Origin of the sequence: Shewanella khirikhana (assembly GCF_003957745.1) — a bacterium.
Classification (GTDB): domain Bacteria; phylum Pseudomonadota; class Gammaproteobacteria; order Enterobacterales; family Shewanellaceae; genus Shewanella; species Shewanella khirikhana.
On the sequence record NZ_CP020373.1, the window covers coordinates 3,934,717 to 3,955,961 of the forward strand.

Annotated in this window: 22 protein-coding genes and 1 riboswitch; of the genes, 17 read left to right on the plus strand and 5 right to left on the minus strand. The window is 57.1% G+C overall.

All coding sequences use genetic code 11. From position 1 onward, the window contains the following. The first annotated feature begins 36 nt into the window (after positions 1-36). From STH12_RS17265 to STH12_RS17280, 4 genes are read left to right on the plus strand one after another with little or no spacing between them, the layout of a single operon-like run. Positions 37-1,494 (plus strand): sensor domain-containing diguanylate cyclase, encoded by a 1,458-nt coding sequence (locus STH12_RS17265; protein WP_126168700.1) that lies wholly within the window; start codon positions 37-39, stop codon positions 1,492-1,494. Next, a complete protein-coding gene (locus tag STH12_RS17270; RefSeq protein ID WP_126168701.1) occupies positions 1,491-2,036 on the plus strand; it encodes a GNAT family N-acetyltransferase in 546 nt (181 codons plus the stop codon). The genes STH12_RS17265 and STH12_RS17270 overlap by 4 nt, the downstream gene beginning before the upstream one ends. Before the next feature lie 59 nt (positions 2,037-2,095). Next, the gene (locus STH12_RS17275) at positions 2,096-2,803 is read left to right on the plus strand and encodes an MOSC domain-containing protein (protein WP_126168702.1); all 708 of its coding nucleotides are present in this window, start codon (positions 2,096-2,098) and stop codon (positions 2,801-2,803) included. Beyond that, positions 2,796-3,167 (plus strand): DUF4870 domain-containing protein, encoded by a 372-nt coding sequence (locus STH12_RS17280; RefSeq protein WP_237158655.1) that lies wholly within the window; start codon positions 2,796-2,798, stop codon positions 3,165-3,167. The genes STH12_RS17275 and STH12_RS17280 overlap by 8 nt, the downstream gene beginning before the upstream one ends. A gap of 60 nt (positions 3,168-3,227) precedes the next feature. On the opposite strand, the gene STH12_RS17285 is transcribed toward STH12_RS17280, so the two are convergent. The 4 genes from STH12_RS17285 to STH12_RS17300 all read right to left on the minus strand — a co-directional run bounded on the left by STH12_RS17285 (position 3,228) and on the right by STH12_RS17300 (position 10,488). Continuing rightward, entirely contained in the window at positions 3,228-5,831 is a 2,604-nt protein-coding gene (locus tag STH12_RS17285; protein WP_126168703.1) for a hypothetical protein, read from the minus strand. Positions 5,832-6,114: 283 nt separating this feature from the next. After that, the gene (locus STH12_RS17290) at positions 6,115-6,492 is read right to left on the minus strand and encodes a hypothetical protein (protein ID WP_126168704.1); all 378 of its coding nucleotides are present in this window, start codon (positions 6,490-6,492) and stop codon (positions 6,115-6,117) included. A gap of 142 nt (positions 6,493-6,634) precedes the next feature. After that, positions 6,635-8,548 (minus strand): methyl-accepting chemotaxis protein, encoded by a 1,914-nt coding sequence (locus STH12_RS17295; protein WP_126168705.1) that lies wholly within the window; start codon positions 8,546-8,548, stop codon positions 6,635-6,637. A 287-nt stretch (positions 8,549-8,835) separates the two neighbouring features. Next, on the minus strand, positions 8,836-10,488 hold the full coding sequence (locus tag STH12_RS17300; protein WP_126168706.1) for an electron transfer flavoprotein-ubiquinone oxidoreductase: 1,653 nt from the start codon (positions 10,486-10,488) through the stop codon (positions 8,836-8,838). Positions 10,489-10,724: 236 nt separating this feature from the next. Next, a riboswitch (molybdenum cofactor riboswitch) is annotated at positions 10,725-10,859 on the plus strand. Between STH12_RS17300 and moaA the strand changes: the two genes are divergently transcribed. From moaA to STH12_RS17365, 13 genes are all read left to right on the plus strand, one after another. Continuing rightward, entirely contained in the window at positions 10,847-11,827 is a 981-nt protein-coding gene (moaA, locus tag STH12_RS17305; protein ID WP_126168707.1) for a GTP 3',8-cyclase MoaA, read from the plus strand. It overlaps the preceding riboswitch by 13 nt. A gap of 126 nt (positions 11,828-11,953) precedes the next feature. Beyond that, positions 11,954-12,481, plus strand: a complete 528-nt coding sequence (gene moaB, locus STH12_RS17310) for a molybdenum cofactor biosynthesis protein B (protein WP_126168708.1) — start codon at positions 11,954-11,956, stop codon at positions 12,479-12,481. An 8-nt stretch (positions 12,482-12,489) separates the two neighbouring features. Next, positions 12,490-12,963 (plus strand): cyclic pyranopterin monophosphate synthase MoaC, encoded by a 474-nt coding sequence (gene moaC / locus STH12_RS17315; RefSeq protein WP_126168709.1) that lies wholly within the window; start codon positions 12,490-12,492, stop codon positions 12,961-12,963. Between the two features lie 32 nt (positions 12,964-12,995). Further along, on the plus strand, positions 12,996-13,247 hold the full coding sequence (moaD, locus tag STH12_RS17320; protein ID WP_126168710.1) for a molybdopterin synthase sulfur carrier subunit: 252 nt from the start codon (positions 12,996-12,998) through the stop codon (positions 13,245-13,247). Position 13,248: 1 nt separating this feature from the next. Continuing rightward, entirely contained in the window at positions 13,249-13,707 is a 459-nt protein-coding gene (moaE, locus tag STH12_RS17325; RefSeq protein ID WP_126168711.1) for a molybdopterin synthase catalytic subunit MoaE, read from the plus strand. Between the two features lie 57 nt (positions 13,708-13,764). Next, positions 13,765-14,499, plus strand: a complete 735-nt coding sequence (modA, locus tag STH12_RS17330; protein WP_237158884.1) for a molybdate ABC transporter substrate-binding protein — start codon at positions 13,765-13,767, stop codon at positions 14,497-14,499. After that, positions 14,499-15,176: a molybdate ABC transporter permease subunit gene (gene modB / locus STH12_RS17335; RefSeq protein WP_126168713.1), complete on the plus strand. Its 678-nt coding sequence runs from the start codon at positions 14,499-14,501 to the stop codon at positions 15,174-15,176. The genes modA and modB overlap by 1 nt, the downstream gene beginning before the upstream one ends. Then, positions 15,160-16,272: an ABC transporter ATP-binding protein gene (locus tag STH12_RS17340; protein WP_126168714.1), complete on the plus strand. Its 1,113-nt coding sequence runs from the start codon at positions 15,160-15,162 to the stop codon at positions 16,270-16,272. Before modB ends, STH12_RS17340 begins: the two co-directional genes overlap by 17 nt. A 70-nt stretch (positions 16,273-16,342) precedes the next feature. Further along, a complete protein-coding gene (locus STH12_RS17345; RefSeq protein ID WP_126168715.1) occupies positions 16,343-16,705 on the plus strand; it encodes a NirD/YgiW/YdeI family stress tolerance protein in 363 nt (120 codons plus the stop codon). Positions 16,706-16,745: 40 nt separating this feature from the next. Then, on the plus strand, positions 16,746-17,267 hold the full coding sequence (locus STH12_RS17350) for a PepSY domain-containing protein (RefSeq protein ID WP_126168716.1): 522 nt from the start codon (positions 16,746-16,748) through the stop codon (positions 17,265-17,267). Between the two features lie 22 nt (positions 17,268-17,289). After that, positions 17,290-17,967, plus strand: a complete 678-nt coding sequence (locus STH12_RS17355) for a response regulator transcription factor (protein ID WP_126168717.1) — start codon at positions 17,290-17,292, stop codon at positions 17,965-17,967. 49 nt (positions 17,968-18,016) lie between these two features. After that, complete coding sequence (locus STH12_RS17360; protein WP_126169572.1) at positions 18,017-19,276, plus strand: sensor histidine kinase; 1,260 nt, start codon at positions 18,017-18,019, stop codon at positions 19,274-19,276. 5 nt (positions 19,277-19,281) lie between these two features. Further along, a complete protein-coding gene (locus STH12_RS17365) occupies positions 19,282-19,956 on the plus strand; it encodes a TIGR01621 family pseudouridine synthase (RefSeq protein WP_126168718.1) in 675 nt (224 codons plus the stop codon). Positions 19,957-20,009: 53 nt separating this feature from the next. Here STH12_RS17365 and STH12_RS17370 read toward each other — a convergent pair whose 3' ends face one another. Then, positions 20,010-21,191 carry a GGDEF domain-containing protein gene (locus STH12_RS17370; protein WP_126168719.1) on the minus strand — a complete coding sequence of 394 codons (1,182 nt, stop codon included), beginning with the start codon at positions 21,189-21,191 and terminating at the stop codon, positions 20,010-20,012. Positions 21,192-21,245: the final 54 nt, after the last annotated feature.

Consider the following 21,245-nt stretch of genomic DNA (forward strand, 5'->3'; position numbering starts at 1 on the left):
TTTTAAACAAAACAATAACAAGTTGGAGTACAGGCCATGGGCAGTCACGCCTGGAGCGACAAGAAACGATTTATTTGGGTACTGACACTTCTGCTGATCAGTGCCTTTCTCGCAACCAGTGGCATCAGCTACAAGGTGGCCCACGACTCCCTGATCCAACAGGTAGAAGAAAACACCCTGCCTCTGACCAGTGACAATATTTACTCAGAAATTCAACAGGATCTGCTTACTCCCATCTTTATTTCCTCGCTGATGGCGCAGGACACCTTTGTCCGTGAATGGACCCTCAATAACGAGAAAGATCCCGAGCGTCTGATACGTTACCTGCGGGAAATTCAGGAAAGATACGGCACTGTCACCAGCTTTTTTGTGTCTGAACACAGCCGTAACTACTACCATTCCAGCGGCGTACTGAAGCAAATCAAGGACACAGAACCGTCCGACAGCTGGTACTTCCGGGTTCGCTCGCTGCCCGAAAAAGAACAGTATGAAATCAATATTGATGCCGACACCGCCGATCGCAGCAAAACCACTGTGTTCGTTAACTACAAGGTATTTGATTTTGAGGGTAATTTTATTGGTATTACCGGCGTTGGGCTGGCGGTTGAAAAAGTCAAAGCGCTGATTGAGCTGTACCAGAAGCGCTATAACCGGGTGGTCTATTTCGCCGATCGCGAAGGACGCATCACCCTGAGTGGCAGCGGCTACTATGGTGGCGACAGCCTGCAGCACACTCCGGGACTCGACAAACTCACCACCCGCATCCTTACTGCGCCCAGTGGCGCCTTTACCTACGAGCGCGCCGGTAAAACCGTGTACCTCAACAGCCGCCTGGTGCCCGAATTCAAATGGTACCTGCTGGTCGAACAGGAAGAAGCCCCGGCCGAGCGCACCCTGCTTGGCACCTTCTGGATCAATATGGCGCTGAGCCTGCTGGTCGTGTGCGGCGTGCTGTTCATCGCCAATATGACCCTCGGCCGCTACCAGCGCCGCCTGGAACATATGGCCTCGGTCGATAAACTCACTGGCGCGGCCAATCGTCAGGTATTTGAAGATGTCTTTGAAGCTGCGCTGCAAAAGGCCAAGGCCGGTTCAACGCCCATCAGCGTGGTGTTGATGGACATAGATCATTTCAAACACATCAACGACACCCATGGTCACAGCATGGGCGACCTGGTGCTAAAGACAGTATCCAACATGCTTGGCCGGGATCTGATGGAAGGCGAGCTGCTCTGCCGCTGGGGCGGTGAGGAGTTTTTGCTGATGTCACCACTGGACATGGTGCACGCCAGCGAGCGCGCCGAACAGCTCAGAACCCGGGTGGCCGAACGTCAGCTGAGGGTGAATGGCCATGATATCCAGGTCAGCATCAGCTTGGGGGTGGCGCAGTTCCAATACCATGAATCGGCCGATCAGCTGATCAAACGCGCCGATATGGCGCTGTATCAGGCCAAGGAAGGGGGCCGCAACCGGGTGGTTCTGAGTCACCCATGAAGATTGTAGCCACCACCCCAAGGCTGAGTCTGCGCGAGTTTTGCGAATCAGACGCCGCTGGCTTTTTCGAACTGAATCAAGACCCTGAAGTTGTTAAATACACGGGTGACGACCCCTTTGCCGATGTGGACGCCGCCAGCGACTTTATCCGTCAATACGATCAGTACCAGCTCTATGGCTTCGGCCGCTGGGCCTTGTATTTTGAGCACGAATTTATCGGCTTTTGTGGCCTGAAGCAGCATCTCAGCGGCGAAGTCGACTTGGGGTTCAGGTTGATGCGGCGTCACTGGGGCAAAGGGCTCGCTTCGGAAGCGGCACAGGCATCCTTGGTGCTTGGCCACGACAAGTTTGGCCTGTCAAAGCTTATCAGCCGCGCCATGACCGACAACCTCGCCTCCTGTCATCTGCTTGGTAAACTTGGATTCAGCCACCGTCCTTCCCTCGATGCACCTCCCTGGCAAGGCTTTGAACTTGAACTTAATTCAGCCCCGACAGCGGCAAACTTGGCAGCGTGGCGCACCACTGTTAACCTGTTGCCCTGACAAGCCACAGAGATAGGATCTCTGCCAACCTTCCCCAGGTTACAACCCAAGGACAGTAAGTGACTGACATTCTGATTTCCAAAGCATCGATGTATCGCGGCAACGCTCACTCATCCCTTGGTCCGGTAGACAGCGGCATGGCACACAAACACCGGGCAACCGAACTGCAGGTGTCACCACAGGGAATTGATGGCGATGCCCAGGTTGACACGCGCCACCACGGCGGACCAGACCGGGCCATTCACCACTTCCCCCGCGAGCACTACGGCGAGTACCGCCGGCGGGACATGTTCAAGGGCTTTGTCGATGCACCATCGATGGGAGAAAACATCAGCTCGGTGGGCTTGCTCGAACAGGACCTGCACATCGGCGATATCCTCAGATACGGCAGCGCAGTATTGCAACTGACTCAGCCACGCTCGCCCTGTTTCAAACTGGATTTACAGTTTGACTACCCGGGCTTTGCCCTGGCAATGCAGACTCTGGGGTTCAGTGGCTGGTTTTACCGGGTACTGGAAGGCGGCAGCATTCACGAACACGACCAGCTGATACTGACCGAGCGGGTGTCGGATATCAGCGTTGCCGGAGCTATGGGTATTTACTTCAGCCCAAGCTTCGATGAAGCAGCTTACACACGGCTATTGAATTGCACCGGGCTGGCCCAAAGCTGGCGCGGCAGTTTGGAGCGCCGCCTGGCCAGCGGCAAAATTGAGGATTGGCGCCCACGTTTGATTGGGCCAACAACACTAAGGACGGACCATGGCTGAAGAGCAAATGACAGAACTCCACCAACCTGAAAAACAAGAAAAAGAGATGGCGCTGCTGGTGCATGCCGCCAGCTTTGCCGGTTATCTCATCCCCTTTGGCAGTGTCCTTGGCCCGCTAATCGTGTGGCTGATGAAACGGGACGAGTCAGCCTTCGTCAATCAGGCGGGCATCAACTGCCTCAACTTTAAAATCAGCATGCTGATCTACTTTATGGTGAGCTTCCTGTTGATGTTTGTTCTGGTTGGTTTCGTGTTGGTGTTCGCACTGGCGATCCTCGACATTGTTGTCACCATACTCGCTATGGTCAGAGCCAGTGAGGGCAGTCACTATCAGTACCCCTTCTCGATAAAATTCATCAAGTAATACTGACCAGGTAATAACGAGAGCTTACGATAAAAGCCCGGCGATGCCGGGCTTTTCAGTTTAAGGCAGGGTCTCCTGACAGGCCGCGTACTCGGGAGTCGTATCATCGATGGAACCTGCATCCCCAGCCGCCATATAAAAGTCCATATGGGAGCCACCGCCGGCATCGGAGCTGCTCCAGTAATAGTCCACATCCACACCCCAACCGAGTGCCCTGGCGGCATGGGCGACCGGAATCGCCGGATAGCGGCTCGCCAGCTCATCATAGTATTGCCGTAAGCCGAAGGGGTCTGAGGTATCGTTTTCTCCCTCAACTGCCAGTGTCATGCCCCTGGCAGTGCACAGGGCATCGGCATTGGTCCAGGTATAACGGGTGTTTTGCACCAGGCTGCCGCTCTCGCTGCGAAAATTATCGTGATTTGGGACACCCGGCAGACTCAGTTGTAACAGGGTCGATTCCGGCACAGTCAAAGGCCGGTGCAGCCTTTTGGTCACGCCGCCTATGGTCAAATCCACATAGTCAATCGGCGCCACGGCCCGCTCAATCACATTGTTTGAACCATCCAGTGCCATCGGCAGACCGCCGGTCACCTCATCAGTGGGGTATTCTGAGGCCAAACGGCACAGCTCACCCTCTTCCACCGTGGTCACACACACCTCGATATCATAACCCACCAGATTAAACGCCGATTCCGTATCCGTAGACCTCTGAATGTTGAAGCCATTTACATCCGTGGAGCGGATAAAGCCGCCTCCTGGCTTGGTCGACTTCCAGCTTACGCCTGTGACTGAGTAGCCGCGAACATCCAGAGTCAGGGTCTCGTACAGCCTCAGTTCACCCGAGAGCAGGATAGCCACCAGCTGAGTGGTGATACAGGCTTCACTGCCGACCTTGGGTGTCCCGGTCGCCGCGACTGGAGTAACACAGAAACTCAGTGTCTGGCCTTCGCTGCCGACTGGAGGGGTATAGCTGATGTTCTGGCTCACCTCAGTGCCACCCAGCTTCCAGCTAAACAGGCTGATGGCCTCCAGATCGCCATCAGCATCGGCATAGTCGTAATTCACACCCAGCAGCACATTAGCCTTGGGCAAGGTATCCCAGCTGAGGTTGGCTGCCGTGGGTGCGCTGCCGGGTTTGGGCGCTATGGTCTCGGGCGCAGAGCACACCTGGACTCCTGTATCATTCTCTCCCCAGGCCGCAACCGGGGTAACACAAAAACGTAGATCATTGCCCTCCTTCGCTACCGGCAGCAATACACTGCTGCCGGAGGCAAAGTCGGCACCATCGATTTGCCACACCAGCATGCTGTTGCCCTCGGGCCGCGACTGACTGTCGCTGTAGTCGTAACTGCCATTGAGGCTGGCCCCAACGACTGCCGAGGGAGAAAAGGCCAGATTACTGGCTTGGGGCGGCAGGTAGCTGCCGATGATGTTTTCGGTTGCGCACACCTCGCTCCCTCGCTTGGGTTCACCGGTCAATGCCAGCGGCGTGACACAGAACTGCAGGCTCTTACCCTCGCTGTCTGCCGGTAGGGTAAGGCTAAGACCAACGCCTGCATCCACCCCATCGATACGCCACAGGGTTTGGCTGGCGCCTTCGGCATCACCATCGACATCGCCATAAACATAAGAGCCAAAGGTCGCCTGCCCCGGCTGCAGTGGGGTAGCGATGGCCACCGATGTTGCTGTGGGCGCACTGCCGGGCTTGGACGCTATGGCCTGCGGTGCAGAGCACACCTCTGCGCCAACACTGTTAACGCCCCAGGCAGCCACAGGGGTAACACAGAAACGCAACAGCTTCCCTTCGGCATCCGTCGTGGGGGTATAGACCTGACCGAAAGCAACGTCTGCTCCATCCAGCACCCAGCGCTGCAGGCTTGCGCCTTCTGGACGCAGCGCCATATCAGCATAGCTGTAGCTGCCTATAAGGGCACCGCCCACCATAGGAGTCGGGCTGATACGGACATCGTTTGCCACCGGCGGTAAGTAACTGCCGAGAATAACCTGGGTGTCACACACCGTCAGACCTTGTTTGGGCTCACCTGTTTTGGCTACAGGAGTCACGCAAAATTGCAGGTTCTTACCTTCTGCGTCCGCGGGCAGGAGCAAGGTTAAGCCAGTACCCACAGCGTCACCGTCAATGCGCCACTGAGTTTGGCTGGCACCTTCGAGATCGCCATCGGCATCCGCATATTGATAGCTGGCCCTGGCGTTGGAACCTGGCTGCAACGGCAGCGCTATGGCCACTTCAGAGGCAACCGGTGCCTGCCCCGGCTTAGGTTGTAGCGTGTGCTCGACGCTGCATACCCTCACCCCGGTGTCATTACTGCCATAGGCCGCCTTTGGGGTTACGCAGAAAAATAGCGGCAAGCCTTCATGGCTCACTTTTGAAGTGTATTCATGACCTTCCCCGACCAGGGCGCCATCGACAAACCATTCAATCAGGGAGTCCCCTTCTGGCCGCGATTGCTGATCGCTGTACCTATAAGCCGCCGTCAGCAGGGTGGCAACCACAGGTCCGGGACTGAGACCAAGATCCGATGCCTCGGGAGGAACAAAGGTTTCTGCAGTAGGAAAGCCATTATCGTCGCCACCGCAGGCGGACAGAAGCAATGCCGCGCTCAGCAGCAATAAGCCCGACCGGGTACAAACACTGCCCCGCATAACTGACGACACCATATTCATAAGACTCCAATTGCAGGAGACTCGGCCTCATTCCCGATGCCGTTCACTCCCGCCCAAAAAGTACTGACACGCCACTCCGTGGGATATTGGATATTGTATTTGAAAATTGATATCAGAATATTGCGTTAGCTCACCGAACAGTGGCTCAGCTCTGAGTGTAGTCGATCGAATTTGTACCAGCGGGCGGGCGCCCGGGGAGAAAGGGGGGTAACAAATAACAAAACGCCCGGCAGGACCGGGCGTTAAGTAACTAACGACGAGATCAATCCACGTAGGTGGTATCCCAGTCGCCATAGTTGGCATCGCCGGCGTAGATAGTCAGCGGCAGATCGCCAAATACACCACGAATGCTCTCGGCCACGGCATTGGCCACTTCTTCTACACTGCCCTGGCCGGAGAAGAAGCTCACGGACACATGGTAGCGGTCGTTGTAGTAGGCAATCAGCAGATCCCAGCCGTTTTCCAGCTCCTGGTTACCCAGCACTTCATCGAGCTGCTCGAATTTGGCTTCGTCAGCAGCAAAGCGGAATTCAATGCAGGTTTCAGCCCAGGGGCCGAGCGCCAGCTTTTTCAGGTGACGTGCTTTGTGGTGGGACTTGATTTGTGGCCTTTCCAGCTCAGGGACGGCGATCACTGTCATGGTGTTTCCTCTTATTTAGCGCAAGCGCCAGACGCCATGTTGGCGCCGGGCTTTTCGACAGACCCGGGCAGGTTACGCCACTAAGGCGCGCCCCGCAAGGGGCGCATTCCACAGTTTACGCAGCGCAGCTGCACGGCAGCCGTTACACCTTAAAGCGCGCTACCAGCTGATCCAAACGGGTGGCCAATGCATTCAGATCCTGACTCGCCCTTGCCGCCGCCTGCGCCGTGTCGGCGGTGCGCTGGGTGATGTCATTAATCTCGGTAACATTGCGATTGATATCTTCCACCACGGTGGACTGCTCTTCGGTCGCTGCGGCTACCTGAATGTTCATGTCGCTGATAAGGCCAATCTGATCGGAAATACCGCTTAAGGTATTGCTGGCCTCATCGACCGCAGTCACCCCTTCCTGAGAGCGGCTGCGGCTTTGGGACATGGCGCTCACGGCGCGGGCCGATTCCGATTGCAACTTATCAATCATCACCTGCACTTCGTCGGTGGAAGCCGCGGTGCGGGACGCCAGACTGCGCACTTCGTCAGCCACCACAGCAAAGCCACGACCGGCTTCACCGGCGCGAGCCGCTTCAATGGCGGCGTTCAGCGCCAGCAAATTGGTCTGCTCGGAAATAGCGCGAATAACATCCAGAATGCTGCCAATAGACTTGGTGTGGGTCGCCAGCGATTCAATCACCTCGCCCACCTGGCCTACATCCCGCGACAGCTGGTTGATGGTATCCCTCGCCTGAGTCACCACGTTCTGGCCATTGTCAGAGGCGCGGTCGGCATCCTTGGCGGCCTCAGCGGCGTTGGCGGCGTTGGCGGCAATTTCATTCACCGTGGCGCCCATTTCGTTGATGGCGGTAACCACCTGCATGGTTCTGTCTTTCTGATCCTGGCTGTCTTCCAGAGTCTGCTGGGCCTGACGGGACACATCCAGCGCCGACTTACCCAGCGCCTCAGAGGTGCGGGCCACTTCCAGTACCGAGTCCTGAATTTTGCTGATAAAGCTGTTGAAGCCACCGGCAAGCTCGGCCAGCTCATCGTCGCCTTCCACCGGCAGACGCTGACGCAAATCGCCTTCACCTTCGCCAATATCACGGAACATGCGTGCCACGGCAGCAATCGGCTTGCTGACACTGGACGCCACATAACCGGCCAACACCACAAACGCCAGCGCGATAATCAGTGTGGAAATCAGGATCTTCAGCGCCGCCTCATCCAGCAGCGCAAACATTTCGGCTTCAGGAACTTCGGCCACCAGATACCAGTTCATCGACGGAATATAACTGCTGGCCACCAGCTTGGACTCGCCGTCCACTTCGGTGCGCAGCAAGCTGAAATCGGACTGATTCAGCAAACGGCCACTGTCGCCGCCATAAAGGGATGACAGGGTCGCGCGGCCGATTTTGCCCTTGTCCTGATGCAGCTGCACCTTGCCGCTGGCGTCCACCAGATACACGAAACCGGTTTCTTCAATGGTGAAGGAGCCCAGCAGGCGCACCATGTCGTCCAGCGACTTGGCCAGCCCCACGAGACCGCGGCCATTGGGCTGTTGGTAGTTGATGAATAGCTTCACCTCGCCGTTGGCCTCGGTGAACACGTTCAGCATCCGTTCCTGGCCGCTGTCGCGATAGCCAAAGAACCAGCCATCCTGCTCCGGCGTGAGCACCCGCAAAAAGCCGTCCTGGGTGTAGTAAGCGGCGCTTTGACGATCGGCATAGGAAGCCTGCACCAGCGAATACTGCCTGGTCACGTCTTTCAGCTGCGCCACCACCCTTGGCTCATCGGCATCAGGTCTGCCGTCTTCCAGCCACTTGAGCAGCATACGGCTGCTGGCGAGCTGCTCGGCGGCATTCATCAGGGTGACAATGTCTTTTTCCAGGCGATTGCGGATACTCAGCATCTGGCTGGGCATTTCTGAGCCCAGCATCCGCTGTTCCACCACTTCCCGGGCACTTTGCTGACTGAGCACCCCCACAGCGACGGTGGATAAAATCACCGCCAGCGCTACGGTCAGCAAAATCTTTTGTTTAATGGTAAGCATGTTCAATTTCATGGTCTTACTCTTCCTGGTTGTCGGAAAATCCGTTATCAGACACTCGTTAGCAGTATTGACCCAAATGGCGTGTTTTGCCGGAATATCGGGGCAAAAATGTGCTGTCGGTGCGATAACGCAAGGGGCCGCGCAGGCGACGCGGTACAGGCAGGGGCAGAGATGTGTACTTGTTTTTGTAGGCGGCGGATTATGGCGAAATTGCATTCAGGGCGCAATCACAAAATCTCAACAGCCATGAAAAAAGCCGGCACAGGAGTACCGGCTTTTGCATCAACTATTACAGTAACTTACATATTCGGATAGTTGGGGCCGCCCGCACCTTCCGGGGTCACCCAGGTGATGTTCTGGCTCGGATCCTTGATGTCACAGGTTTTGCAGTGAATACAGTTCTGACTGTTGATCACAAATTTCTGCTCACCGGCATCTTCGACCACTTCATACACCCCGGCCGGGCAATAGCGCTGGGCCGGTTCATCGAACTTCACCAAATTCACCGCCAGCGGAATGCGCTCGTCTTTGAGACGCAAATGGCAGGGCTGATCTTCTTCATGGTAGGTGTTCGACAGATACACGGACGACAGCTTGTCAAAGCTCAGCTTGCCATCGGGCTTGGGATAGTCGATTTTGTTGTGCTCACTTGCCAGCCCCATCTGGGCATAGTCCGGCTTGTCATCACGCAGGGTGAAAGGCAACTTGCCGCCAAACAGGTTCTGGTCGATGAAGTTGAAGGCGCCGCCGAGGAAGGTGCCAAACTTGTGCATCGCCGGACCGAAGTTGCGCGAGCGGTGCAGCTCGTCACCCAGCCAGCTTTGCTCGAAACGGGTCTGGTAGCAATCGAGATCCTTGCCACCTTCCACACCGGCAAACAGGGCTTCTGCCAGGGTCTCGGCCGCCAGCATGCCGCTCTTCATCGCAGTATGAGTGCCTTTAATCTTGGCAAAGTTGAGGGTACCGGCATCACAGCCCAGCACCAGACCGCCTGGGAAGCTCATTTTCGGCAGTGAATTCAAACCGCCCTTGGTGATGGCGCGGGCGCCGTAAGAAATGCGCTCACCGCCTTGCAGATACTGAGCCACCAGCGGGTGCATTTTGTAGCGCTGAAACTCATCGAAGGGGCTTAAGTGTGGGTTTTGGTAGTTCAGGTCGATAATCAGCCCGACAACCACCTGGTTGTCTTCCATGTGATACAGGAAACCACCGCCGGAGGAGCCGGACTCAGTCAGCGGCCAGCCGCCGGTGTGTACCACAAGGCCAGGTGTATGCTTGTCGCCCGGCACCTTCCACAGCTCTTTAAAGCCGATACCGTAGTGCTGGGCGGTCTTGCCATTATCGAGATGGAATTTTTCAATCAGTTGCTTGCCGAGGTGGCCACGGCAACCTTCGGCAAATACCGTGTACTTGGCGTGCAACTCCATGCCGGGCATAAAGCTGTCTTTGGGCTCGCCATCGGCGCCAACGCCCATGTCGCCAATCAGAATACCTTTCACGCTGCCATCGTCGTTAAACAGCAGTTCGCTGGCGGCAAAACCGGGGAAAATCTCAACGCCCAGCTCTTCGGCACGACCACCGAGCCAGCGCACCAGATTGCCCACGCTGATGATGTAATTGCCTTCGTTGTGCATGGTTTTGGGGATGAGGCCATTGGGCATCAACTTGGCATCGGTAGCAGACTTGAGCAGATGGATTTCATCGTGGGTAACGGCAGTGTTGAGCGGCGCACCGGCTTCACGCCAGTCCTGAAACAGCTCATCGAGCACCTTGGGCTCAAACACGGCGCCCGACAAAATGTGAGCCCCCACTTCGGAGCCCTTCTCGACCACACAAACGGTCAGTTCCTTGTTGGCATCGCGGCTGATCTGCATTAAACGGCACGCCGTGGCCAGACCCGCAGGGCCGGCACCTACGATAACAACATCGAACTCCATGAATTCGCGTTCCATCTTTCACCTCATTCCTAAGCTTGTTCCCCCGATGTAAACGGGTGTTTTATTTTATGTAAGTTCTCCACCTTACCCGAAAACCTGCTTCAGGCACAGAGGATCGCCGCCAACGGCAGTGTAATACATTGCCATATTCTGAGTGAGCGGCGTCACAAATTGTTCACGGCAAATTGATCCAAACCAATAAATACACGTTTAGAGGTATGGTTGGGTAAGGCTTTGTGCCTATAATCCCTTCAACGACGGTTCTCCGAGCTCCTGCACCTAAGTCATACAGATATGGTGTTTGAGCCGTGGCGCGGTGCCACCGGGGTGGATTCAGAAATGACTTCACCTCCCGATACTTGGAAAGGTGATCATGTCTCAACTTCAAGACAATTTTGGTCGAAAATTTCACTATCTGCGGATGTCGGTAACCGACGTTTGCAACTTCAAATGCAGCTATTGCCTGCCCGATGGCTATCATCCCAATGGCAAGCCCAGCTTTTTGACCCTGAGCGAGATGGAAAATCTCATCGGCGCCTTTGCCGAGGCCGGCACCCGCAAGGTACGCATTACCGGCGGCGAGCCCACGCTGCGCAAAGACTTTACCGATATCATTCGGGTGATTGCTGACAATCCGGCCATCAGCACCATAGCCACCACCACCAACGGCTACCGGCTCGAAAAGCACGCCAAAGAATGGTTCGATGCGGGTCTGCGGCGCATCAATGTGTCGGTGGATAGCCTCGACCCACGGATGTTTTATCAAATCACCGGCGAGAACAAGTTCGACACCGTAATGCGTGGCATCGATGCGGCGCTGGCAGCCGGGTTTGAGCGGGTGAAAATCAATGCCGTACTGCTCAAGGGCCTGAACGATAAAGACCTGCCGCGCTTTTTGCACTGGATAAAGCACACCCCCATCGACCTGCGCTTTATCGAGTTGATGGAAACCGGCCTTGGCCGCGACTATTTCCAGGCCCATCACCTGCCCGGCAGCGACATTCGCGACAAACTGCTCGCCGAAGGCTGGCAGCTGGATGCGCGCGGCGCCGAGGATGGCCCGGCGCAAAACTTCAGCCACAGCGACTATCAGGGCCGCATCGGGCTTATCATGCCCTATGAAAAGAATTTCTGTGCCAGCTGCAACCGGTTGCGGGTCTCCGCCAAGGGCAAGCTGCACCTGTGCCTCTTTACCGAGCAGGGATTGGATCTGCGTGACTTGCTGCAAAGCCCCGACCAGCGCCCAGAGCTGCTGGCGCGCCTCGAAGGTCAGCTGAATCTCAAAAAAGAAACCCACTACCTGCATCAGGGCATCACAGGCGTCACTCAGCACCTGGCCTCCATCGGCGGCTGATCACTGCGCGCGGCACAAGTCCGCGCCGCACACGCTCTGACATGCCAATACTGTGACCAGCCATTTTCTGTGCGCCGCTCTCTTTGCCGGGCAAGGCCAAACGAAGGCGCTTTTGAAGGAGACAACATGGGACACTGCCGCGAAAGCGAGTTTAAACCCCTCAAAATTGCCGTACTGACCCTGTCAGACACCCGCGATGAAACCACCGACACCTCAGGTGCCTTTTTGGTGGATGCGGTCACAACCAGCGGCCATATTCTGGCAGACAGACGCATCATCAAAGACGATAAATATCAAATCCGTGCGGTGATTTCCGCCTGGATTGCCGACCCCGAAGTACAGGTGATCATCAGCACCGGCGGCACAGGTTTCTCTGGCCGCGACAACACCCCGGATGCGGTCGCGCCCCTGTTCGACAAGCCCATCGAAGGCTTCGGCGAGCTGTTCCGCCATTTAAGCTATGTGGAGCTTGGCACCTCCACGGTGCAGTCCCGCGCCATCGGCGGCGTGGCCAACGGCACCGCCATCTTCTGCCTGCCGGGCTCCACCGGCGCCTGTCGCACCGGCTGGAACGGCATCATCAAAGAGCAGCTCGATGCCCGCCACCGCCCCTGTAACTTTGTCGCTCACTTAAAAGCCCCTTCCCAGGAGTAAGCCAGTCCATGAGTTCTTTTACCCATATCAATGACGCGGGCAACGCCCATATGGTGGATGTGACCGACAAGTCGGTGACCGAGCGCGAGGCCCGTGCCGAGGCTTATATCGAGATGGCGCCCGAAACCCTGGAGATGATCCTCTCAGGCAAGCATCACAAGGGTGACGTGTTCGCCACCGCCCGCATCGCAGGCATTATGGCTGCCAAGAAAACCTCTGATTTAATTCCGCTTTGCCACCCGCTGGCGCTGACCAAGGTGGAAGTGGAGCTGGAACCCGAGGTGGAACACAATCGGGTGCGGATCACCAGTCTGTGTAAACTCTCGGGCAAAACTGGGGTCGAAATGGAAGCCCTCACCGCCGCCTCTGTGGCCGCGTTGACCATTTACGATATGTGCAAAGCGGTGCAGAAAGACATGGTGATTGGCCAGGTGCGCCTGCTCGAGAAGCGTGGCGGCAAGTCCGGCCACTTCAAGGTTTAGTATTGGCTGCAAGCAGTTAAAGGCATAAGTTTATGATTAACGTACTTTTCTTTGCGCAGGTGCGCGAACTTCTTGGTGAATCCTCCTTAAGCATCGAAGCCGGCAGCAATACAGCCACCGCCGATGCTCTGCGCCAGACCCTGGCCGCGCGCAGCGACAAATGGAGCAAGGTGCTGGCCTCGGACAAGCTGCTGGTCGCGGTGAATCAGACCCTGTGCCACTGGGATACCGAAATCAACGACGGCGACGAAGTGGCCTTCTTCCCGCCCGTGACCGGAGGCTGATATGCAAACCAGTCGTATTTTGGTGCAAACCGCCGACTTCAACGTGCCCGAAGAGTATCAGCGTATTGCTGCCGATCATCAGGATGGCGCCGTGGTCACCTTCGTTGGTAAGGTCCGCGACTTCAATGAAGGCAATCAAATCAGTGACCTGACCCTGGAGCATTACCCCGGCATGACCGAAAAGGTGCTGGAGCAAATCGCCGCTGAGGCCCGTGGCCGCTGGCCGCTCAATCACCTGACCATTATCCACAGGGTCGGCACCATGCACCTGGGCGAGCAAATCGTGTTTATCGGTGTCAGCAGTGCCCACCGCAAGGCCGCCTTCGCCGCCTGCGAGTTTCTGATTGATTTTTTAAAGACCAAAGCGCCCTTCTGGAAACTTGAGAGCAGCGACAAGGGTCAGGGCTGGGTCGAAGCGCGCGATGCCGACGAGCAGGCCGCCAAAGCCTGGGAGAAGTAATCCATGTTGCCGCGCCTGCTGCTATTGCTGACAAGTCTGCTGGCTCCACTTGCCACCATGGCCGATACCATCACAGTGGCGGCAGCGGCCAATATCAAATTCGCCATGGAAGACATTGCCCGCCAGTTTGAAGCAGACAGCGGCCACAAGCTCAGGGTCAGCTACGGCTCGTCGGGCAACTTTGCCTCGCAAATCCGCCATGGCGCCCCATTCGAGCTGTTTTTGTCGGCGGACGAGCGCTATGTAACTCACCTGCATCAAAGCGGGGTGACAGCAAGCGACGGTGATATCTATGCCTACGGCAGACTGGCGCTGGTGGCGGCCAAGGGCTCACCGCTGACGCTCGATGAAAACCTCACCGGCCTCAAGGCGTTGGTGGCGTCCGGAGAGCTGCGCCGCTTTGCGCTGGCTAACCCTGAACTTGCCCCCTACGGCGAGCGCGGCCGCGAGCTGCTAAAGGCCGCAAACCTGTGGGATGGCATCAAAGACAAGCTGGTGCTGGGCGAAAACGTGTCCCAGGCGGCGCAGTTTGCCATATCAGGGTCGGCTCAGGGCGGTTTGGTGGCGCTGTCGCTGGCCAAGGCGCCACAGTTTGTCGCCCGAGCCAACTATGTGGCCATTCCCGAACACAAACACGCACCACTGGCCCAGCGCATGGTGCTGCTGCCCAAGGCGTCCGCTGCCGCCCAGGAGCTGTATGCCTTCCTTCAGGGCGACAAGGCCCGCGCTATCTTTGCTGACTACGGCTTCTCGCTGCCGACCAAGGATGCCAGGCTGGAGGCCAGCCACTGATGGATTGGCAGGCGCTGTGGCTCTCAGGCAAGCTGGCACTGGTGACAGTGCTGATTCTGCTGCCGTTATCGATTCTGGCGGCAAGGGTGCTTGCCTATCGCCAGTTTCGCGGCAAAAGCCTGATTGAGGCGCTTATCATGGTGCCGCTGGTGCTGCCGCCCACAGTCGTGGGTTATTACCTGCTGGTGAGCTTTGGCAGCCAGAGTGTGCTGGGGGTGTGGCTGCGGGAAACCTTCGGTATCGAGCTGGTGTTTCATTTCTCCGGCCTGGTGCTGGCCTCGGTGCTGGTGAATATTCCCTTTGCGATTCAGCCTATTCAGCGCGCCTTTGAAGCCATTCCCATGGATGTGCGCGACGCCGCCGCCTGCTGCGGCATGAGCCGCTTTAAAATTCTCACCCGCATCGAACTGCCGATGATCTGGCCCGGACTGGTAACAGCGCTGGTACTGACCTTCTCCCATGTACTGGGTGAATTTGGCGTGGTGCTGATGATGGGCGGCAATATCAGCGGCGAAACCAAAACCATCTCCATTGCCATTTACGACAGCGTGCAGGCGTTTGATTTTGACTCGGCCGGCGCCATGTCGCTCATTTTGCTGCTGTTTGCCATCAGCGCCCTGGCGCTGACCACCAGCTTGTCGCGCCGAATGGGAGGAAACCATGCCCGCGGCCACTGATCTGCACGTACGCATTCATCAAGAGCGCGGCATCCGTATCGAGGCGGCGTTTTCCTGCCGTGCAGGGGAGTTTCTGGCAGTGGTCGGCCCGTCCGGCGGCGGCAAGACCACCTTGCTTAGGATGATTGCCGGCCTTGCCAAACCCGAGTCCGGTGAAATCCGCTGCGGCGAGGATGTGTGGTTTGATGACCAGCAACATATCCATGCCTCGCCCCAGGCGCGGCATATCGGGTTTGTGCCGCAGCACTTTGGCCTGTTTCCCAAACTCTCGGCCCTTGGCAATATTATCGCCGGGCTCGATCATCTGCCCAAGGCCGAGCGGCTTCCCAGAGCGCTGGCGGCGCTTGAAAAAGTGAACCTGCACGGCCTTACCGACCGGTTGCCAGGCGAGCTGTCCGGTGGCCAAAAACAGCGGGTGGCACTGGCCAGGGCGCTGGCCCGCGAGCCCAGGGTACTGCTGCTGGACGAGCCCTTTTCGGCGGTCGACAGAGAAACCCGCGAGCGACTGTATCTGGAACTGGCGCGGCTCAAGGCCGAGCTCAATATTCCGGTGATCATGGTGACTCACGATCTAAATGAGGCACTGCTGCTGGCCGACAGTATGCTTTTGATTAGTCAGGGACAAATGCTGCAGCACGGGGCGCCGCAGGAGGTGTTTGCCCGGCCGCGTACCGAGGCAGTTGCCCGTCAGATGGGGCTTCGCAATATTTTCGATGCCCATGTGGTGGCGCAGGATGAGCAAAAAGGCGTGACCTGGCTTAAGTTCGGCGAGCGGCTGATTGCCTCCGACAGCCTGCCGGATGTGATCATAGGCCAGAAGGTGCGCTGGGTTATCCCCAATCAGGGGATTCGCTTCAATTCCATCGCCAGCGGCCGTTTGTGCCGCAGTTTCAATATCCTCCATATCCGCATCGAAACCCTGCTGACCCTGGGTGAGTCGGTGCGGCTCGAAGCCACAGTGCTGGGCTCGGGGGAGCGGCTCAACACCGAAATTCCGCTGCATCTGGCCAGGAAACTCGCCATTACCGCCGGGGTTGAAACCGAAGTGGCACTTAAGTCGGATCAGCTGCATCTGCTGGAGATGATCAAAGCTTAATCTTGGCGCCACAGAGAATTCAGGGCACCGCCGCTAGACTGGATCCATAGTTCGAAAACAAGGATCCCCTATGCGTATCATTACCCCTCTGGTGCTGGCCCTAGGCCTGATAACCGCCACCAGCACCGCACTTACTTACGCCGCCTATCAGGGCCCTGCAGCCAATCAGGTCAGCAACGCCAAGGCCGCCGCCAATGCCCCCGACGATACCCAGGTTTTACTCACAGGTCGCCTGACCAAGAGTTTGGGTGACGAGCACTACCTGTTTGAAGACAGCAGCGGCGAAATCAAGGTCGAAATCGATAACGCCCTGTTCCGTAATCTGGATGTGACCGATGCCACAGTGGTGGAACTCAAAGGTGAAGTCGACAAAGAATGGCACGGCCGTGAAGTCGAAATCGACAGCATCCGTGTGGTGACTTCTCAGGGTTAGTCTTTTAGGATACTCGCACTGGCTTTTTTCGGAGGCATCAATGAGATATTGGCTGCTTGGAGCAATGATGGTGGTGGGCGCTGCATCTGCCAACACCAGTTTATTTAATTTGCTCAGCACCGGCGAGCGGGTCGATCCCCTGGCCATGATGGAGAAGGTTGAAGCGGAACATCCGGGTTACATTTCCGAGTTCGAGCTGGACGTGGAAGAAGGCGAACTGCTGTACGAGTTCGATGTTATCAATCCGGAGGAAAATACCCTCACCGAATTGACTTACCGCGCCACCGACGGCGCCCTGGTGGTGCAGCGCAACAGCAAACTAGAGGCGGACGATCACGACGAACTCGAAGCGGTAAAATTGCTCGAGCGCAAGCAAATGGCATTTTCTGAGCTGGTACGTCTTGCCAGCCAAAAGCATCAGGGTAAGCTGCTGGAAGCACAGCTGGAGCACGACCTGGGCATCAGCTATCTGGAATTCAAAATGGTGGATGAGAACGGCAAGCGCAAGCACGCCTTCGATATCCAAAAACTCAAGCCACTGCCGATGCTGCAGTGGCAGTAATACCCGCGGTTAAGGAGCAACCATGAAGGTCCTCTTGGTCGAAGACGACGCCACCACATCCGACTACATAGTCAAAGGCTTTTCTGAGCAGGGCCACAACATCGAGGCTGCCGCCGATGGCCATCAGGGGCTGTTGCTCGCCACCAGCAACCAGTACGACCTCATCATTCTTGACCGCATGTTGCCGGGCCTCGACGGCCTGGCTCTGCTGGCCGCGCTGCGCGCCAATGCCAATCAAACCCCGGTGCTGATCCTCTCCGCCCTGTCCCACGTGGACGAGCGTGTCAAAGGGCTTCGCAGCGGCGGCGACGACTACATGACGAAGCCGTTTGCCTTCTCAGAGCTGCTGGTGCGCGCCGAAATTCTGGTGTCACGCGGCCAATCGGCGCCGGTGCAAACCCACCTGCAGGCAGGACCGCTGGAAATGGAGCTGCTCACCCGCAATGTCACCCTCGACGGCCATGAGCTGATGCTGCAACCCAAGGAGTTTCAACTGCTCAAGTACCTGATGGAACACCCCAATCAGGTCATCAGCCGTACTCTGCTGTTTGAAGCTGTGTGGGATTATCACTTCGACCCGCGCACCAATGTGATTGACGTGCATATCGCCAAACTCAGACGCAAATTTGAAGAGCTGGGCCACGGCGAGCTGATTGAAACCGTGCGGGGGGCTGGTTATCGCCTTCGTCAAAGGCATTAAGCCTCACCAGAGTTCCATCTGGGGAATTACCCTTATCTTTACCGCGTTGGTGACGCTGATCACCGGCGCCCTGCTGTTCACCCTGTACCGCCAGTTGGTGACAGAGCAGGAACACCAGATAGAACAACACCTTGAAACCGAAAAGCAGCGTTATATCCAGTTGGCTCAAACCGTGGACAGACGCAGCTTTGCCGCGCAGATCCGCGCCGCCGACCCCAAAAGCGTGCTGGTTGCCTGGCGCAACAGCTACGATATCGTCGGCTCGCTGAGTTTGATGCCGGAAGACATTCCGCTGCTGCCTGAAACCGTAGAGTTCCCCATCCTGACCGGCGGGCCGGACAAGCTGCACATCCTCACCGGAGGCCTGGTGATCACCCGCTATGGCCCTGTGCTGATTGCCACCCGTACCGACCAGTTGGCGACCCTGATTAAGAAGTTCCTGCGCGCCGCCGTGACCGCCATGACCCTGACCATAGTGCTGACAATGGCGCTGGGGTACTTGTTTTCCAAGGCGATTTTGCGCCGTTTGGTGCAATACAACCGACTGGCGCAGCGAATCGAGCGCGGTCACTACGACACCCGTCTGCCCATCAGTTGGCGCCAGGACGAGTTCGATATGCTGGCCAGGCAGTTCAACCGGGTGCTGGATACACTGGAAGCCAACCTGCAGGCAGTGCGCGGCGTGACCGACAACATTGCCCATGACCTGCGTACACCGCTGTCGCACCTGCGGATCGGCCTTGAACAACTGCGGGATAAACCCACCGAAGAGCAAGCCGAGAAAGCCGAGCAACTGATTGAAGAACTGGACTTTTGCCTTGCCACCTTCGACGCCATGTTGTCGTTGACCCGCATCGAAGAAGGTCAGCAACAGCTGGATTTGCAGGACGTTGAGCTGTCGCAGCTGTGCAGCGATTTGGTGGAAATGGCCGAACTGATGGCCGAAGAACGCGGTCAGAGCCTTACTCTGGATTTGGGCCAGCCCTGCCAGCTGCAGGGGGATAAGTATTTACTGTTCCAGGCGCTGTTCAATCTGGTGGATAACGCCATCAAGTATGCCGGTGAAGGCGCGGCTATCCACATCAGCCAGAATGGCCGCGAAGTGGTGATAAGCGATAACGGACCCGGGATCCCCGAAGACAGCCGTGAACGGGTGTTTGAGCGCCTGGTGAGACTAGACCCAAGCCGCCATCATCAAGGCACCGGACTTGGCCTGTCGATGGTGAAAGCGATATTATCGCGCCATCAGGCGCAAATCCGCCTCGAAGACAACCAGCCGGGCCTGCGGGTCATTATCGAGTTTCAGTAATCCATATGTTTCAACTAATCCAGGATGAGGCCGACTTTATCGTGATTGATAAAGCGCCCGGAGTGCATTTCCACAGTCAGGATGGCAGCGCGGGCGTTGTCGCCACTGCCGAGGCCAGACTTGGGCTCAAGCTGTACCCGGTGCACAGGCTCGACACCCTCACATCCGGGCTCATCATCCTTGCCAAATCCAGCGAGGCCGCCGCCGATTTTACCGAGCTTTTTTCCCGCCACGGGGTGCAAAAATACTATCTGGCACTCGCCAAAGGAAAGCCAAAAAAGAAACAGGGCAAGGTTGCCGGCGACATGGCCAAGGCCCGTCGCAGCCAACATAAACTGCTGCGCACCATGGAAAACCCGGCGGTAACCCAGTTTTTTTCCGCTTCGGTGGATGAAGGGCTGCGCGCTTATCTGCTCAAACCCCTCACCGGCAAGACTCACCAACTGCGGGTGGCGCTGGCCAGCCTTGGCACGCCCATATTGGGGGATGAGCTCTATGGTGGAGAGGCAGCCGACCGCGGCTATTTGCACGCATGGCAGCTGTATTTTTGCTTTCGCGGTCAGCACTTTCATATTCTAAGTGGCCATCCACCCGGGGCGCAGTTTGCTCTGCCAGGCTTCGGCAAGTTGCTGGACGAAGAATGGGGAAATCCGGATAGCCTAGAGTGGCCCAAACCCTGATGTTTGTTACGAGTTTTTCTGTGATTTTTGTTCTGAGGTTTGCATTCAGGATGTTAAATCGAGGCCGCACCCACCGAGGAGTCCATCACCCGGTTGCGACCTGCGGCCTTGGCCTGATACATGGCATGGTCGGCGGCAGAAATCAGCTGTGACACACTGAGCCCCGGCACCACGGCAGCGCAGCCAAAACTGGCACTGAGGGGCACATCCTGATCTTCCCAGCGCAGCGCCCTGGCCTCAAGGCACGTTCTCAGCTTCTCAGCTACCTGATGGGCCTGTTTCATTCCCGCCCCCGGTAAAATCACCAAAAACTCTTCGCCTCCGAAACGGCACAGCACGTCGGATTCCCGCAGGGCATTGGTCATCAGCAATGCTGCCTGCCGCAGGGCCGCATCCCCCGCCTGATGCCCATGTTTATCATTGATTTGCTTAAAGTAGTCCAAATCCAGCAGCACCAGTGCGTACCCCTCACCGCCCCGTTGCCACTTGTGATGCAGCTGGCTGAGGGTATCTTCGGCGCTGCGGCGATTCCAAAGCCCGGTGAGCACATCCTTGTCGGCCAGCAGGCGGATTTTTTGCACCAGTCGGGTCAGGGCATTACCAATGGCGAGGGCATTGATGGCAATAGTCAGCACCAGATAAAACCACAGCATGGGCACCGCCTTGGCGGTTTGAATCGAGATGAACTGCTCTTCCGGACGGTCCACCACCAGGATTACCACCAGCCGCGCGAAAAACGACAGTGCCGCCACCATCATGGGCGATATCAGCAGCACCGACAATCGCGGTCCGGCGCTGGGCAGCAAGCCCTGATAGGTAGCAAGAGCCAGTCTGGCAAACAGTATCGCCGCCGCCAGTGAAAACACTACCCCCAGATACTGCTGCGAGTCGATTTCGGGGCTCACCGCAAACATGGCACCGGCCGCAGCAAGCCAAACCAGTAAATCCAACCGATAATCAATTGGTTGCCTGAAAAGGAATACAGTACCCAGCCGCAGCATCACGATACCGGACAAGAGGCACAGATCCGCGGCAAACCAGGCAAGATAACTGGGCTCATCGGTTCGCAGGGTGTTGAGCATCAGCCCCAGCATCATCAGGGCATTGGCACCGGCATAACGCCAACAGGCCTTGGGAGCAATCCGCAGCGGACCGGCCAACAGCGCCCACGCCGCCGCGCAGGCGCCGGTAAGCAAGATAATGACCTGAATAAGAAGCTTTGCCTGAATATCCATAGCAGAAAGGGCTTACAAGAGTGACTTCACTATAGCTCGGGCACCTGCGAGCGC